The following is a 16046-nucleotide window of genomic DNA, read 5'->3' as shown; positions in this document are numbered from 1 at the left end:
TTAATCCCTGACTATTTTCGAATCTGTAAAAGCTTATACCGCTCCAAAAGAGAGACTAGTCTCTTTCCTTTTGGCAAATACAAAATTTCCTCGCGTTTGATGCCCCCTGTATATAAAAGGGAAAGCATATATACTACTAGTCCCACAGTAACTGCAAAAACTCCGACGATCGTTTGAGCCAAACGCTCGCTATCGAGCAGAGAACCCACAATTAGATTCATTAGGCCTTGAACGAGTAAAACCATGACTGACATAAGAGCGACACTTATCAAAGGCTTAGTCAGCATTTCCTTTATGTTAAAGGAAAGCCCCAGATAATGGCGAATCGACCTCATGTTTAAGTTCATTGATGTCACATAGGCAAGGACTGTGGCCACTGCCGCCCCCTGTATGCCCCACAAAGGCGTTAATGCAAGATTGGCCAACAATTTTACCAATACACCAATCAGCAAATGTCGAGCTGGTAATTTAACATGCCCTAAGCCCTGTAAGATTCCAGAGGTAGCAATACTTAATGTCGCAAACACAATGACAAAGGCTTGAATAGCAAGTGACCAGGTACCCTTATCATTTCCATATACCATAATATTGACTGGTTCAGCTAACAAAGCCAGTCCGATTGAAGCTGGCAACCCTAGCATCAGGGTTAGGCGTAGAGCCATCTCGGTACGATTCATGATCAGTTTATCCTGTTTTTGTGCTACAGCCTCACTAATAGCAGGAACTAACGCCAAGGAAAGGGATGTGGCAAAAAACGTTCCAAATTGAATGAGTGGTTGTCCACGGTCATAAATTCCTTTTAATTCTTTTGCTATATCAAGTTCATATCCGTTCCATTGCAGCAAATTAGAAACTGTCACCGAATCAATTAATGGAATCATCGGCAACACCAGAGCACCGATACAAATCGGAATTGCGTAATGTAAAATGCTGATCAGCACTTGCTTGTTCGTTACTGTATCGGTAAGCTGTTGAGCACGCAATTTTTTACGATACCCTCTGCGTCGATAATATCGTCTGGATTTCCGATAATAATAGTACAAAACCAAAAAGGCTGCTAATGCCCCTGGAAAGGCAGCAAATACTGCTCCTGTACCGGCAAGGTAAGCATCCTGATAGGCACTCATCATCCAGTAAGCTGAGACTAAAATAACGATTACACGAATAATCTGTTCGACTACCTGTGATACACCCGTAGGCACCATGTCTTGCTGTCCTTGAAAATAACCACGCAATATGGATACCAACGGAACTAATGGTAAAGACCATGCTACGGCTCGTAGCGGCAAGGTAAGCTGTTCATCGCCCATAAATCGAGCTAATGCAGGAGCCCCTAGATACAAAAGGAGAAAAAAGAATACTCCTAGTATTCCTAGTGAAACGCTGGCTACACGGAAAGCCTTACGTGCACCTAGATGGTCCTCGACTGCTAATCGTTCTGAGACGATTTTAGAAATGGCAATTGGAAAACCTGCTGTTGCCAAAATCAATAAGGCTGTGTACAACGGGTATACCTGCATGTACACATATAACCCAACATCACCTGTGATATTTTGATAAGGTATGCGATAGATCGCTCCGAGAACCTTGGAGAGCAAGCCGGCAATACCTAGAATAGCAGCACCTTTGACAAAATGATTCGCACTTCTCTCTCCTGCCATACAGTATCTATTTCTCCTCTTACAAAAAGTCTACGTTCAGAAACTTTGTCCATTATACCACACAGAGGAAGTGAGTAATCAAGGGGAATGAGACGTGGGTCATTCGTGGTTTACTTGCATGTAGTAGGGAAAGTGAAAAAAAACAAGCCCCTTGTATAAGGCTTGTTTTTCACTTGCGTTATTTAATCACTATTATTGTTCCATTTGTTTAGCTAGGAATCCAGCGGCTGTTTCTGCCATTTTCAGCTCTAAATCGCCCATTTTGGCTTCTGCTTTGCTGACAAGGATCACTGCGCCAATTGGGTCTCCACCTGCTACGATAGGAGCTACTACATAAGATGAGTACTGCTCCGGCATATCACGACATAATTCATATTGGCCGGAATTTTTTTCCACCTTACTCTTGCGTTCTTCCAATGATTTTTCTACTAGATTGCCAATTGGTTTTTCTAGGTATTCCTTCTTGGAAGCGCCAGCTACTGCAATAACCGTATCTCGATCGGAAATAATGACAATATGATTTAAGCTTTCGTATAAAGAGTCAGCATATTCCTTAGCAAAATCAGCTAATTCTCCAATTGGAGAATATTTTTTAAGGATTACTTCCCCATCACGATCGACAAAAATCTCAAGTGGATCCCCCTCACGAATACGAAGTGTGCGACGGATTTCCTTCGGGATTACAACCCGTCCGAGGTCGTCTATACGACGAACAATTCCAGTTGCCTTCATAATCTTGTTGCCTCGCTTTCTTGAGAAGATTGATTTTGTAGTTTTTTGAGGATTTACTCCTATGATTTCCTATCTTCTCGCTTTTTACTAATATCTTGTATTTGTATTTGTTACCAATTAACCTTGCTTTGTACTCTCCCCCGGGCGGTAGCGAGTGATAATAGTATTTGCCTTGGCAAGAAGAATATGCGATCAAAACAAAATTAAACCAGCTTTTTTTATTCCAAGATAACCTTTTGATGGGTCTGTCCTGCACTGACATTTTCCCAATAAAAAAGCTCCTCTTGTAATCAACCACAAACTGTAAACACAGTCCGCTTGGTTACAAAAGGAGCTACTTTTATTTATGCTATTTTGTTTCAGGAGTAGCCGCTGGAGCTGGCGCTTTTACCTCTGGAAGAGATTTTTTCGTAATAATCGCGTCCAGATCTTTGGTAGTGTATTGCTCGAAATTCTTCTCCAACACCTGCTGCTTCAACTGAGCTTTTACTTCATCAAAGGTTTTTACTTTACGGTCTTCTACTTTCACAATGTGATAGCCATATTCAGTCTTAACTGCCGGTTCACTGAGGACTCCAATTTTTTGGGTGAGAGCAGCTTTCTTAAATTCTGGCACCCAATTGTTCACGTCAGCATTTGCATATAATCCACCGTTTGCTTTGCTGCCTTCGTCCTCAGACACTTGTTTGGCAAGAGTGGCAAAGTCCTCCCCTTTTTTCAAGCGGGCAAGATAGCCTTTTGCCAATTTGTCTGCTTCCTCTGGTTTACGGTTCTCGAACTTAACCAAAATATGACGCACAGAAGCTGTTGTATACGCAGATTTATCTGCTGTATCATAGGCCTTCTTCAAATCAGCATCTTTTACTTCACCTTCCATAACCTTCACAGAAGCGTTAATGTTTGCTAGTTGTTTCACAATCGCTTCTTTTGTGATGTTATGATTCTTCATCAATTGGTTAAATTTATCCTCGCTACCGAGAACTTGGATATACTGACCTTTTAGTGATTCAAAAGATTTATCCGCTTCTGTAGCTGCTGCTTTCTTAATCGCTTCGTCAGCCTTTTCCGCTTTTAGCTTCGTAGCTAGGTATTGACGTGCGTAGTTATCAACCATCTCTTGTGTAGAAACTCCAATAGCATAGGCTTGTGGAGGATTCATGAAGCCAAGTGCACGTAGGAAATCTTCAAACTCCTGGCCTGTTAGCTTCCCGCCCTGATATTCAAAAATAGCAGCATTTGGATCAACCGTAAAAGGCAATTTAACCGGCGGGAATTGCGCAAGCGGATCTTCCTTATCAGCCGGCTGTTCTGCTCCTGGTTTAGCTGGTTGTGCTGTTTCGGCTTTATTAGTCGCTCCGCAGCCACTCAAAATCGCTAGCGTTAATGCCGTAGTGGAAAGTAGGGCCAACATACGTTTACCCTTCGTAAATGTTGTCTTTTTCATGAAACAAAAGCTCCCTTCTCGGCACCTTTAGCACCTAGTGGATTTAGTGTAACGAGGGGTCAGGGCTCTTACTCTTTTCAATCAGATGGAAATCATTAATTAAGTCTACTACCATCTTGACCCCATTCTCAATCTTTAACCCCTTAACTTTAACAGTTACGATGATCTGTTGTCCACCTTGGGTCGTTGAAAGCCCAATCCGGCGATCATATTTGCTAGACAAGCCAAATAAAGCCCCACCATCAATATTGGAGGTTTGATGCTCTGCCAAAATGATTTTAATAACATCAGGATCTTTCTGACTAATCTCAACAATATGATGCTCCATCGCTTGAATACGTAAACGTGAAATCATCAGTAAATTATCTACTGGAGATGGGATATTACCAAAACGGTCGATCAGCTCATCAGCAAGATCATCCAGCTCCTCGATCGTAGAGGTTGCTACAAATTTTTTGTACATCTCGATCTTCTGACGACTATCAGTAATATAATCTGAAGGTAAATACGCATCAATTTGAAGATTAATTTCAACTGGTGGAACAGGAGCAATCTCTTCTGTCCTTACCTCACCACGTAAATCATCAATCGCTTCCTTCAGCATTTGTGTATACAAATCAAATCCGACAGTATTAATGAAGCCGTGTTGCTCTGCTCCCAATAAATTACCTGCACCACGAATCGATAAATCTCGCATCGCAATTTTAAAGCCGGACCCAAGCTCTGTGAATTCCTTAATAGCCTGTAACCGTTTCTCCGCTACCTCTGTCAGTACCTTGTCGCGTTGGTATGTGAAGTACGCATAGGCAATACGATTAGAACGGCCTACGCGCCCACGTAGCTGATAAAGCTGTGACAAGCCCATCCGGTCGGCATTATAGATAATTAGCGTATTTACGTTTGGAATATCGACACCAGTCTCAATGATTGTGGTACTTACCAACACATCATAATTGCCGTCTAAGAAATCGAGAATAATTCGTTCTAGCTCACTTTCATTCATTTGTCCATGAGCAACCGCTACCCTAGCATCAGGAACTAAGGCCGAAATATGCTCCGCCATTTGTTCTATACCTTGTACCTGATTGTACAGGAAGAACACCTGTCCTTCACGGGCCAATTCTCGCTCAATCGCTTCTCGAACCAGAGCCGGGCTATAGTCTAATACATAAGTTTGTACAGGAAAGCGATTTTCCGGCGGTGTCTCAATAACAGATAAATCACGAACTCCTAGCATAGACATATGAAGCGTACGCGGAATAGGAGTAGCTGTAAGCGTTAGTACATCTACATTGGTTTTTAATTGCTTCAGTTTTTCTTTATGGCTTACACCAAAGCGTTGCTCCTCATCGACAATCAGTAGCCCTAGATCACGGAATACAATATCCTTAGACAGCAATCGGTGCGTACCGATCACTACATCTACCGTTCCTTCCTTTAGACCCTTCATTGTTGCATTTTGTTCCTTTCGAGAACGAAAACGGCTCAAAACCTCTACTCTGATCGGAAAATCAGAAAACCGCTCCTTAAACGTTTCAAAGTGCTGTTGAGCTAGAATCGTAGTTGGTACAAGTAAAGCTACCTGCTTTCCGTCCATGACCGATTTAAAAGCAGCACGTATCGCTACTTCTGTTTTTCCATATCCTACATCCCCGCAAACCAAACGATCCATAGGACGCTTGCTTTCCATGTCAGCTTTCACTTCTGTGATGGCACGCAATTGATCCACGGTCTCCTGATACGGGAACATCGCCTCAAATTCTCTTTGCTCCAAGCTGTCCTTGTTAAAGCTATAGCCTACAGCTTGCTCTCGTTGTGCATACAGCTTGATTAGATCCTCGGCGATATCTTTTACCGATGTTTCTACCTTGCTCTTTACACGCTTCCACTCATTTCCGCCTAAATTATAAATTTTAGGCTGAGCTTCTTCGCTGCCAACATATTTTTGTACATGATCGATTTGATCAATAGGGACAAACAAGCTATCTCCGCCTGCGTATTGTACATGTAAATAATCCTTATGAATACCTAGGATTTCCTTTGTTTCAATTCCTAGATATTTACCAATCCCATGATTAATGTGTACAACAAAGTCACCAGGCTTTAATTCCATGTAGTTCTTGATGCGCTCAGCATTGCTCATGTTTTGATTTACTTTGCGAGCTTTGCGCTGCTTTGCTGTGAAGACTTCTCCTTCTGTAACAACAACCATTTTGCTTAATGGCATTTCAAAACCGCTTTGAATATTTCCAATAATAATAGTAGGTCGGCCTGGAGGAATTGTTCTTACCTCTTCTAGCAGCAAATCAGCTTCCATCTCATAATCATCTAAAACTCGCTCCAAACGCTTGGCGCGCTCCGCATCAGCAGCAGCGAAGATAATTTGATGTTGACCCTTTATCCATCGTTGCAGTTCGCTTTTTAATACGTTCATTTGCCCATGAAAATTTTGCATCGCACGACAGTTCATGTTGACGATATTTTGTGGATGCGTTTTTGGGGTTTGACGTAAAAATAGCGATAAATAAATTATCTGTCTCTTCTGCCCATGAATGAGCTCATCATACGACTGTGACAGAATAAGATTAGACATAAAATCGCCTTGTTCGATACGACTAGTAATCCATTCTGATTCGTCCTTTTGCAATTGTACCGCAGTATCAATGACGCGGGACGGTTCATCAATAATCATTAACGTATCAGAAGGCAGGTAGTCTAGGATGGTTTCCATCTCAGGATACAGAACGGATAAATAGCTGTATAGATTAGCTGGTCGGCTACCCTGGCGCATTAATTCAATATCTCGCCCTATCTGCTCCATCAATCTTTCTTTTACAACCTCATCCTTGGTGTTACCTAATGTTTCACCTAGTTTTTTCTCTAAATAAGCAGCGCTCTCTACTAGCTTCGACGAAAAAACAATTGTCTCTTTTACCGGGCCAATCACATATTGTTCTAAATGTTCTTGAGAACGCTGTGTACCCATATCAAATGTTCGAATGGAATCAATTTCATCATCAAAGAGCTCAATTCGAATCGGCCAGTCCGAATCAACAGGAAATAAGTCAACGATTCCGCCACGAATACTTAATTCGCCTTTACGTTCAACCATCTCGACTCGTTCGTAGCCTAATTCAACCATTCTCTCTAAAAAGTCTTGTAAATCTAAAGTTCCTCCACGACTTACGGTCATTTGGGCCTCTTTCCATACATTGTGAGGTACGGTCAAGCGGCGAATACCTGCAAAAGGAACAACCAAAATACCCGTGAAGCCATTCGCTAAACGGTTAAATACTTGAATACGTTGTGCTAATGTCTCTGGACTCGCAATGGCCATTTCTGACCCAATCAGCTCATTACCCGGATAAAGCATGACTTCCTCTGGGGAAAGCAGCTCTGCTACATCCTCATACACTTTTTGCGCTTGAAACATATTATGCGTCACGATACACAGGGGGCGTTTACTCTCTTGATAAACGGCAGCCATGAAAATATGACGAGCGGAACCAGATAGTCCGGCCATCAACTGTTCATGTAAGCCCTGTGACAAACCAGCAAGAATGGTTCCGAAATTGGAATCTTCTTTTATACGATTAATGATGACTTGCATCCCTAATCTCCTCTCCAACCTTACTCTCCTATTACTACATAGGTTACAGCACTAAAACTGCGGCGCAGATCAACCTTCCCACATCGCAGTTTGTACGAAAAAGTTATTTATTTATTCAATCGATGAAAATCCACAGGTAGCCTTAGCTTCTAAAAAACTAGGCTACCTTACTTTTCATGCCGTGTCATTTTGAAAGGTAAAAATGGCTTGCTATTGCAACGGATTACCTACAACCGACAAATCAGGATTTTGATCAAGGGCCTCTTTACAATAGTCACAAACAACGCGAACAACTGTATTTCCTATCTCATCCTTGGATATTATATGTTGGCGCTCCTGTTGGGTCAAGAATTGAAAGCCTAGCTGCCATTCGGAGACATTCGATTGCTGAATTTCCCCCACCTTCATGCCACAACACCGACATACATAGCGGTAACTCATATGATTACCCCCTAAGTGAAAATATAGTACTTTCTTCCACTTAGTATGGGCATATTATAGCTATTCGATACTGTACTACTAGCCACGTGTTGGATTATAACGATTCATAACTGTCAGGAAGCTATCACCTTTGATCCAATCTTCACTGGCTTTTGCTGCTGATTGAATTGCATCTTGGATATGCGGCCACTCGCTTTTTGAAAATGAGTGCAGTACATAGTCACTCACACTTTTGCTCGGTTCTGGACGATCAATACCAATTTTGATGCGGCTAAAATCTTGTGTGCCTAAATGAGCAATGATGGATTTAATCCCGTTATGGCCTCCTGCACTGCCCTTTTCCCGCAGTCTCAGCTTGCCTACCGGTAAGTCAAGATCATCATAGATGACAACGATATCCTTTGCTGTCAGTTTATAAAAAGAAACGATTTGCCCTACCGTTTCTCCAGATAGGTTCATGTAGGTTTGTGGTTTTACTAATAAAACCTTCTCGCCTTGTACATTTCCCTCTCCTATAATTCCACGAAATTTCATCGTGCTTAACGGAATTTGTAATTCTTTACTTAATGTATCTATTGCAAGAAACCCTACATTATGTCTGGTATCCTCATATTGTTTACCAGGGTTCCCTAACCCAATGATGACTTTCAATGAAATTACCTCCAAGCAAAATAACCTACTTAATTCCATTGTACATGAATGTAAGCCTTTTAAAAAGCAAGGGAAGTCGACTTCTTCCGTCAAAAAACGGCATGTCCATACATAAAAGAGCCTCCCAAAGGAATTGGGAGGTCACTGGTTATACTTTTTCCGCTTCGGCTACAGGAGCTTTTGCTTGTTCTGCAACTTCCATAGCGCTTTGCTGAGCTTCAATAGATTCATCCGATTTTGCTTTTGGCGGAAGTACGCTAATGACTACTTCCAGCTCGTCAAGATGCACGTCTACGTTTGGAGGTATTTGCAAATCTTTAACAAGTACAACATCTCCTATATGTAGCCCATCTGTATCTACAGTGAGTGTTGCCGGGATATCAGTAGGTAAGCAGGAGATTTCTACACTGTGACGAACCAATGTAGCTGCTCCCAATTCAGGATCTCCCGTCATCGTAATAGGCACAGACGTATGAATTTTTTCCTTCATGTCTATCTGTTTAAAGTCAGCGTGCAAAATCCTACCTTGAACTGGATGTCTCTGAAGCTCATACACCATCACGTCATATACATTTCCATCTACCTGTAGCGTAAAAGGAACGTTGGTGGTTTGCGTACGTAAGGCTTGATCCAGCTCAAGCGCAAGTATCTTGACTTCCTTATTTCCTACATCCGTTCCGTATAACACCGCAGGAACCCAACCCTCACGACGAATCGCTTTAGCTGTTGTTTTATCTTGAGCTGTACGTACCTCTGCTTTAATTGCTACCAATATAAAAACCTCCTCTGACCAAGTAGATCTAAAACAGTTCTAGCTTGTCCAGAGGAGGTAATGATTATCAACTATACTGTAATTTTAATCGAACAATTTACTAATTGACAATTCTTCGTGAACACGGATAATCGCTTCTCCAATTAATGGAGCCACAGATAATACCTTCACCTTATCAATTAATTTATCCGAATCTAAAGGAATCGTATTTGTAACAATCAATTCCTTAATCTTGGAGTTTTGGATACGCTCAATGGCAGGACCAGAGAGAACAGGATGTGTGCAACAAGCGTACACTTCACGAGCCCCTGCATCTACCAATGCATTAGCAGCTAAAGTAATCGTTCCGGCTGTGTCAATGATATCGTCAATGATGATAGCTGTTTTACCTTCAATGTTACCAACAATATTCATAACCTCAGCTACGTTTGGTTCAGGACGGCGTTTATCAATGATGGCAATTGGTGCTTCTAATCGTTCAGCCAGCTTACGAGCACGTGTAACTCCTCCGTGGTCTGGTGATACAACAACAACGTCTGAGAGGTTTTTCTCTTGGAAATATTTAGCCAAGATTGGAACTCCCAACAGATGATCTACAGGGATATCAAAGAAGCCTTGGATTTGTGTCGCGTGTAAGTCCATTGTAATCACACGCTGTGCCCCTGCTGTTTCGATAAGATTTGCAACTAATTTCGCTGTGATAGGATCACGAGAACGCGCTTTGCGATCTTGTCTTGCATATCCATAATACGGAATCACAACATTAATGCTTTTGGCAGAAGCACGTTTTAGAGCGTCGACCACAACCAGTAACTCCATTAGGTGTTCGTTAACTGGTGCGCAAGTAGGTTGGATAATGAATACGTCTGATCCACGCACACTCTCATTTAGCTTGATTTGGCACTCACCGTCACTGAATCTTGCTGTCTCCATGTTGCCCACGTTTAAGCCGATATGTTCAGCAATCTCCTGAGCCAATTTAGGATTGGCACTGCAAGTGAAAACCTTCAGCTTCGGGTCACGATAATTAGCCATCTTGTTAAAAGCCTCCCGTTATTCTTATTCGCTTTGTTTACGTGGTAGTTTTACCGCGTAGTCCAGTTTATTGGTTTGGCGTTCGCGCGCAATGGCAAACGCTCCATCTGGTACATCTTGATTAATGGTCGAGCCAGCAGCAACGTAAGCATCATGACCTACCGTCACAGGAGCAACTAAGTTAGAGTTGCATCCGATGAAGGATCGATCGCCTACTATCGTCTTATGCTTTTTCGCTCCATCATAATTCACGGAGATTGTTCCGCATCCAACATTAACACCCTGACCAATCTCAGCATCTCCTAGGTAGCTGAGATGAGGAACTTTACTTCCTGCACCAATTTTAGCATTTTTCAGCTCCACAAAATCTCCAATTTTTACATTTGAGCCAATATGTGTTTGTGGTCGTACATAAGCAAACGGACCAACTGTAGCCTGTTCATCCACTTGGCTGTCCACTAGTACGGAATAAGAAATGCTTACGCCATCCGCCACTTGCATATTGGTTAATTCAGTTTGTGGGCCAATTTTGCAGTCTGTGCCAATAACCGTTTTTCCTCGCAAATAGGAATTCGGTTCAATTATTGTGTCGGCGCCAATCACTACATCTGCTTCAATATAGGTAGAAGCTGGATCAATGATAGTAACACCGTTCTTCATGTGTTCAACAGCAATGCGTTTACGCATATAAGCTTCTGCCTCAGAAAGCTGAACGCGATCGTTAACCCCCATTGTTTCATCTGGGTCTTCGGCAGCATAAGCCAATACTTTCTCGCCCGCTTCTCGTAGAATACCCACACAATCGGTGATATAGTATTCATTCTGAGCATTATCATTCTTCACTTGGGATAATGTTTCCCAAAGTTTCCGATTATCAAAGCAATAAATACCTGTGTTAATTTCTGCAATATTACGTTCCTCGTCTGTTGCATCCTTGTGCTCAACGATGCGTAACACTTCATTTCGTTCATTTCGAACAATGCGACCATATCCGGTTGGATCGGCCATTAAAGCGGTTAAAACGGTAGCAGCGGCGTTCTGCTCTTCATGATAAGCCAATAGCTTGGTAAGCGTTTCCTTTGAGAGCAATGGCACGTCCCCATATAAAAGCAGAGTCGTTCCCTCTTGATCTAGTAAGAAATCTTTGGCTTGCAAAGCTGCATGGGCTGTTCCCAATTGTTCTGCTTGCATGGCGTATTGAACACGGTCTTGTAGCGTTTCACGAACTTTATCAGCTCCGTGTCCTACTACTACAACTACATCGTTTACTTGCATGGAAGCCAAAGTATCCACAACATGCTGAACCATTGGCTTGCCGCATACAGGATGCAGTACTTTATATAATTTGGATTTCATACGTGTTCCCTGACCAGCAGCAAGAATTACCGCATGTATAATAGACATGTTAACCCTCCAACATACTGAAGTTCCATCATGACTATATCTTAAAATAGGTGTTCATTTCAAGACATGATGAAACTTTTCCTGTTTGATAACACTTAATAAAACAACTACTATTTAAATAACATACTCTATTTTATTCAAAAAACAAGGAGGATGAAATGAGTACAGATGTATATATATTGACAGGTTATCTAGGAAGTGGAAAAACGACTCTGCTCCAACAGCTCCTGGCTTATCTGCGTGATCAAAGCAGTAATGTCGTTGTTATGATGAACGAAATGGGAGAAGAGGATGTAGATGGGGAGCAAGTCGAGGGATTTGGTTTTCCCGTAAAAAAAATGCTCAATGGTTGCATTTGTTGCTCCATTCGTGGAGAGCTGACAGAAAATGTAAAGGAAATCATGCAAAATATAAAACCGGAGCATCTCATCATTGAAACAACAGGTGTAGCTGACCCCATTGAAGTAGTCGATGCCATGACGCATCCCGAGCTTTACGACAGAATGAATCTAAAAGGAATTATTAACGTCATAGATGCTTCGAGGTATTTAGAGCTGACTTCTTTCTTTCAAGCTGGCGGGGCGTTGATTAAGACCATTCGCAATCAGGTAAAATATGCAGATCTTTTAATCATAAACAAAGTTGATTTAGTGGATGAAGACATCTTAACAAAAGTAAAAGCAAAGCTTCAGGAAACAAACTCTCATGCTCCTATGCATGTAACGATACGGACAGAGATGGATCTAGAGAAGCTGCTACAGGTAAAACGACTGGCTCAAAGCAAAGAGATGTCAAACACACCCTCTATCCCTGTGCAAAAAACGATCGGCCGATTTTCTCCATTAGATAAATTAAAGCAAACACTAGGACTTAAAACAAACCAGCCTTCCCTTTTTCACTCGATTGATACTTTTTCATATCATTTCAAGGGACCCGTTGACGCTGAAGCCTTTGAAGATTTTTTGTATGATCTTCCCAAAACCATCTACCGGGCAAAAGGATACGTGCAATTTATTGGACAAGACGATCTGATTTCTTTCCAGCAAACTCAAACACAGGTACATTTATTTCCCTTTAGCAATTTCGGACCAAAAATGGTAGCCGTTTTCATTGGAGAAGGATTTGATAAAGACAATATTATAGAAGCTCTCGAAAAATGCTACCGCACTTCATAAATCAACCATTTATGCCGAAAAAAAATAAAAAAGCACCTAAAAAACAGGCGCCCTTTTATTTCATTTTTCATTAATTTCAGAATTATGACGTTTGTAAAATGCCTAGGCATTCACCGAATACAGGGCGAATGCCAGTTCTTCTTCATCATGCTCCCGCTTCAATTTGCGCTTCTTCTTCAACTCCGACACGCTCATATTCAGATAGAACTGCTGCCTGAATTTTTTCGCGAGTTGTTGAAGAAATTGGGTGGGCAATATCTCGGAATTCACCATCAGGAGTGCGTTTGCTAGGCATAGCCACAAACATTCCGTTGTTCCCATCAATTACGCGGATATCATGAACCACAAACTCGTGGTCAATGGTAATTGAGGCAATCGCTTTCATTCTGCCGTCCGTATTAACACGGCGAAGTCTTACATCAGTTACTTCCATCATGTTCACTCCCTTTATCTATGTCGGATAGCCTATATTTTCAACGTGATGGTTAAATATTCCTGCTTTGTTTTCCGAAAAATTGTAAAAAATATTTTTATCTGCCTTTTCTTTATTTTGATATAGAAAAGGGCCCCATGCATAGCTACGCTATCAGGACCCATTTATCTAGTGTTATTATTCTTCTTTATTAGAAAAATAACTACCTAATTCAATCATTATTTGTTTTTCTTTGACATCTACTTCTTGAAGCTTTGCAAGTGAAATATAATCTTCAATTAAACGATCTGCATCATCTGCTGTTTCTACAAACACACCACAGCCCACAACCGTAGCTTTAAACTCCTGCAATAAGTCCATCATACCCTGAATGGTTCCACCTGCTTTCATGAAATCATCCACTATGAGGACACGAGACTCCTCTGGGAGTGCTCGTCTGGCAAGCGACATCGTCTGAATACGTTTACTGGAGCCAGATACGTAATTGATACTTACTACTGAGCCTTCTGTTACCATATTGTTTCTTCTTACCACCACCACAGGGACATTCAAAAAACTTGCGGTCGCATAAGCAAGTGGAATACCCTTCGCCTCTACCGTCATTACCACGTCTACATCGCTTTGGCGAAAAGCTGAGGCAAGTAGCTTCCCAATATGATTTAAGGTTTTGGGATCGCCAAGAATATCAGACATATACAAATATCCGCCTGGCAGCAAACGCTCAGGTTTAGCCAATTCCATAATCAATGTTTCCATAAACGCTGCGGCATGTTCATGAGTGGTTCGCGGGATGTATTTAACTCCTCCAGCCGCACCTGCTACTGTGCGTAGGTCACCGATTCCCTGAGACTCAAATGCTTCTTTGATAATGGACAAGTCTTCACTGATAGAGGACTTGGCAGAACCATATTCTTCTGAGAAATATGTCAGGGGAATCAATGTGTGTGGATGAGCTAACAAATGCTGCGTCATATCCACTAACCTCGCGCTTCTGCGCAATTTTCTCATCAATTCTTCCTCCAAACAAAAAGCCGTATATTATTACCATAATGTAACATCAATGTACGTGTTTAATCAAGTATTTCCATCTCTGATTCGCCTAACATTCGGACTGCATACACATCTTTGACAAAACCACGTAATGCATTATAGATCCGATGCACTTTAGCTTCTTTTTGTACCAAAGCAAATACAGTGGGACCACTTCCTGACATCAGTACACCATCTGCCCCTGATTCTAGCATAAGCTCTTTAATTTGGCGGACTTGAGGATAACGATTAAGTGTAACCTCTTCCAAGACATTCCCCAAAGATCTTGCCATTAAAGAAAAATCCTGCTCGCTTATAGCTTGTAGCATCTCTTCTGTCTTTGGATGCTTCTTAATTTGATCGACCCGCAAATTTCCATATACATCTGCTGTGGAAACTCCGATCGGTGGTTTGGCCAATATCACCCAGCAGGGGGTGGGACTGATCATGTGTCTGAGTTTTTCTCCTCGGCCTTTAGCCAGGGCTGTACCTCCGTACACACAGAAGGGCACATCAGAACCGATCTCCTCCCCAATCAAAGCCAATTCATCCAGACTTAGCCTCAAATTCCACAAACGATTCAAGCCTCTTAGCGTTGCAGCTGCATCACTGCTTCCTCCTGCTAAACCTGCGGCAACAGGAATTTGTTTATCTATATAGATATGAACTCCTTTATTGACCGAATAACGCTCTTGCAATAGCTTGGCAGCCTTGTATGCATGATTTCGCATATCATTTGGAACAAAGCTTGCGGAACAATCGATTAGGATATCTCTTGACTCCAACAATGTCAGGTCAACGCGATCAGCCAAGTCAACCGTAGTCATAACCATTTCAACTTCATGATAACCATCTGGTCGCTTGGAGAGTACGTCCAGTGTAAGATTTATTTTTGCGGGAGCTTTGATTGAAACTCGCACCGTGTTCACCTCAGCTTATCCTAATCTCTTCTTCTGATTTTATCACAGGCAGAAATAAGCTTGCCACTTGCGAGAGGGAAAGTCAATAAGAAACAAAAAAGCCGGGGGATTCCCCGCGGCTTTTGGTTGTCAGTAAGTTATTTTATCGATTGTCTAGCTAATGCTTCCTCGGCAATCTGAATTGCTCGTTTCACCATGTTACCAGCATCGCGGGTTGTGATACCACCCCAGCCTTCGCTTTTGACGGTGTCGTAAAAGCCCAGTTCCTTGGCCAATTCATATTTGAACTCCTCGGACATGATGCCTCTTCTTCGACTCATCGTGCTTCAGCCTCCCTTACTTACTGACAAGGTTAGTATGATCAGTAAAGGGTAAAACAAAACAGTAGAACATAGGCTCTACTGTTGAATAAAGGTAATCTTTATATGTGTATCGTCTCGACATACCATTAGTTCTACGGTTTCCGTCAAAATATCAGCATAGCTGTAAGAAACTCGTTCAAATAACTGGTCGTCATCAAGCTTAACTACAAATACTGAGGGGTATGTCTCTTCTAGGATGCCAGTCCTTTCGACGGTCTTACGACGACCGCCATTGGCCTTGAGCATGATACGTTCTCCAATGTGTCCGTCCAAACTGCGTTTAATATCAACTAACGCGTTCCTAGCCATTCCAATTATCCACCTCGCTTATGTACAAGTATAACAGCCTATACTTAGTTTGTCAAACAAACGAAAAA

15 protein-coding genes are annotated in these 16046 nt (G+C 41.9%); 1 reads left to right on the top strand and 14 read right to left on the bottom strand.

Translation table 11 applies throughout. The annotated features are described in order from the left end of the window. Positions 1-11 precede the first annotated feature (11 nt). The 9 genes from GOP56_RS16320 to glmU all read right to left on the bottom strand — a co-directional run bounded on the left by GOP56_RS16320 (position 12) and on the right by glmU (position 11750). Complete coding sequence (locus GOP56_RS16320; RefSeq protein WP_163246074.1) at positions 12-1661, bottom strand: putative polysaccharide biosynthesis protein; 1650 nt, start codon at positions 1659-1661, stop codon at positions 12-14. Between the two features lie 192 nt (positions 1662-1853). Next, positions 1854-2393 (bottom strand): stage V sporulation protein T, encoded by a 540-nt coding sequence (gene spoVT, locus GOP56_RS16315; RefSeq protein ID WP_003333899.1) that lies wholly within the window; start codon positions 2391-2393, stop codon positions 1854-1856. Positions 2394-2742: 349 nt separating this feature from the next. Further along, entirely contained in the window at positions 2743-3837 is a 1095-nt protein-coding gene (locus tag GOP56_RS16310; protein WP_163246073.1) for a peptidylprolyl isomerase, read from the bottom strand. 43 nt (positions 3838-3880) lie between these two features. Then, positions 3881-7447 carry a transcription-repair coupling factor gene (gene mfd, locus GOP56_RS16305; RefSeq protein ID WP_096887872.1) on the bottom strand — a complete coding sequence of 1189 codons (3567 nt, stop codon included), beginning with the start codon at positions 7445-7447 and terminating at the stop codon, positions 3881-3883. Between the two features lie 210 nt (positions 7448-7657). Then, on the bottom strand, positions 7658-7888 hold the full coding sequence (locus GOP56_RS16300) for an anti-sigma-F factor Fin family protein (RefSeq protein ID WP_022586599.1): 231 nt from the start codon (positions 7886-7888) through the stop codon (positions 7658-7660). Positions 7889-7966: 78 nt separating this feature from the next. After that, a complete protein-coding gene (pth, locus tag GOP56_RS16295) occupies positions 7967-8539 on the bottom strand; it encodes an aminoacyl-tRNA hydrolase (RefSeq protein WP_163246072.1) in 573 nt (190 codons plus the stop codon). Between the two features lie 148 nt (positions 8540-8687). After that, entirely contained in the window at positions 8688-9311 is a 624-nt protein-coding gene (locus GOP56_RS16290; protein ID WP_003343437.1) for a 50S ribosomal protein L25, read from the bottom strand. Positions 9312-9395: 84 nt separating this feature from the next. Beyond that, on the bottom strand, positions 9396-10346 hold the full coding sequence (locus GOP56_RS16285) for a ribose-phosphate diphosphokinase (RefSeq protein ID WP_003343435.1): 951 nt from the start codon (positions 10344-10346) through the stop codon (positions 9396-9398). 24 nt (positions 10347-10370) lie between these two features. Further along, a complete protein-coding gene (gene glmU, locus GOP56_RS16280; RefSeq protein WP_163246071.1) occupies positions 10371-11750 on the bottom strand; it encodes a bifunctional UDP-N-acetylglucosamine diphosphorylase/glucosamine-1-phosphate N-acetyltransferase GlmU in 1380 nt (459 codons plus the stop codon). A 158-nt stretch (positions 11751-11908) separates the two neighbouring features. Between glmU and GOP56_RS16275 the strand changes: the two genes are divergently transcribed. Then, positions 11909-12925, top strand: a complete 1017-nt coding sequence (locus tag GOP56_RS16275; RefSeq protein ID WP_163246070.1) for a CobW family GTP-binding protein — start codon at positions 11909-11911, stop codon at positions 12923-12925. Positions 12926-13070: 145 nt separating this feature from the next. Here GOP56_RS16275 and spoVG read toward each other — a convergent pair whose 3' ends face one another. The 5 genes from spoVG to veg form a co-directional block, all read right to left on the bottom strand. Then, positions 13071-13358: a septation regulator SpoVG gene (gene spoVG, locus GOP56_RS16270; RefSeq protein ID WP_003343428.1), complete on the bottom strand. Its 288-nt coding sequence runs from the start codon at positions 13356-13358 to the stop codon at positions 13071-13073. A 177-nt stretch (positions 13359-13535) separates the two neighbouring features. Beyond that, a complete protein-coding gene (gene purR, locus GOP56_RS16265) occupies positions 13536-14366 on the bottom strand; it encodes a pur operon repressor (RefSeq protein WP_003333910.1) in 831 nt (276 codons plus the stop codon). A 62-nt stretch (positions 14367-14428) separates the two neighbouring features. Further along, a complete protein-coding gene (gene ispE, locus GOP56_RS16260; RefSeq protein ID WP_003333911.1) occupies positions 14429-15307 on the bottom strand; it encodes a 4-(cytidine 5'-diphospho)-2-C-methyl-D-erythritol kinase in 879 nt (292 codons plus the stop codon). A gap of 137 nt (positions 15308-15444) precedes the next feature. After that, positions 15445-15627, bottom strand: a complete 183-nt coding sequence (locus GOP56_RS16255; protein WP_022586603.1) for a small, acid-soluble spore protein, alpha/beta type — start codon at positions 15625-15627, stop codon at positions 15445-15447. A gap of 78 nt (positions 15628-15705) precedes the next feature. Beyond that, positions 15706-15978: a biofilm formation stimulator Veg gene (veg, locus tag GOP56_RS16250; RefSeq protein ID WP_003333913.1), complete on the bottom strand. Its 273-nt coding sequence runs from the start codon at positions 15976-15978 to the stop codon at positions 15706-15708. Between the last annotated feature and the right edge of the window lie 68 nt (positions 15979-16046).

It is taken from the genome of Brevibacillus sp. 7WMA2 (assembly GCF_010748895.1).
Lineage (GTDB): Bacteria > Bacillota > Bacilli > Brevibacillales > Brevibacillaceae > Brevibacillus_B > Brevibacillus_B halotolerans.
This window is presented reverse-complemented; position numbering and strand designations above follow the sequence as displayed.

Coding starts and splice junctions, on each gene's coding strand:
- GOP56_RS16320 (WP_163246074.1), bottom strand. CDS start 1,661: ATGGCAGGAGAGAGAAGTGCGAATCATTTTGTCAAAGGTGCTGCTATT.
- spoVT (WP_003333899.1), bottom strand. CDS start 2,393: ATGAAGGCAACTGGAATTGTTCGTCGTATAGACGACCTCGGACGGGTT.
- GOP56_RS16310 (WP_163246073.1), bottom strand. CDS start 3,837: ATGAAAAAGACAACATTTACGAAGGGTAAACGTATGTTGGCCCTACTT.
- mfd (WP_096887872.1), bottom strand. CDS start 7,447: ATGCAAGTCATCATTAATCGTATAAAAGAAGATTCCAATTTCGGAACC.
- GOP56_RS16300 (WP_022586599.1), bottom strand. CDS start 7,888: ATGAGTTACCGCTATGTATGTCGGTGTTGTGGCATGAAGGTGGGGGAA.
- GOP56_RS16285 (WP_003343435.1), bottom strand. CDS start 10,346: ATGGCTAATTATCGTGACCCGAAGCTGAAGGTTTTCACTTGCAGTGCC.
- glmU (WP_163246071.1), bottom strand. CDS start 11,750: ATGTCTATTATACATGCGGTAATTCTTGCTGCTGGTCAGGGAACACGT.
- GOP56_RS16275 (WP_163246070.1), top strand. CDS start 11,909: ATGAGTACAGATGTATATATATTGACAGGTTATCTAGGAAGTGGAAAA.
- spoVG (WP_003343428.1), bottom strand. CDS start 13,358: ATGGAAGTAACTGATGTAAGACTTCGCCGTGTTAATACGGACGGCAGA.
- purR (WP_003333910.1), bottom strand. CDS start 14,366: ATGAGAAAATTGCGCAGAAGCGCGAGGTTAGTGGATATGACGCAGCAT.
- GOP56_RS16255 (WP_022586603.1), bottom strand. CDS start 15,627: ATGAGTCGAAGAAGAGGCATCATGTCCGAGGAGTTCAAATATGAATTG.
- veg (WP_003333913.1), bottom strand. CDS start 15,978: ATGGCTAGGAACGCGTTAGTTGATATTAAACGCAGTTTGGACGGACAC.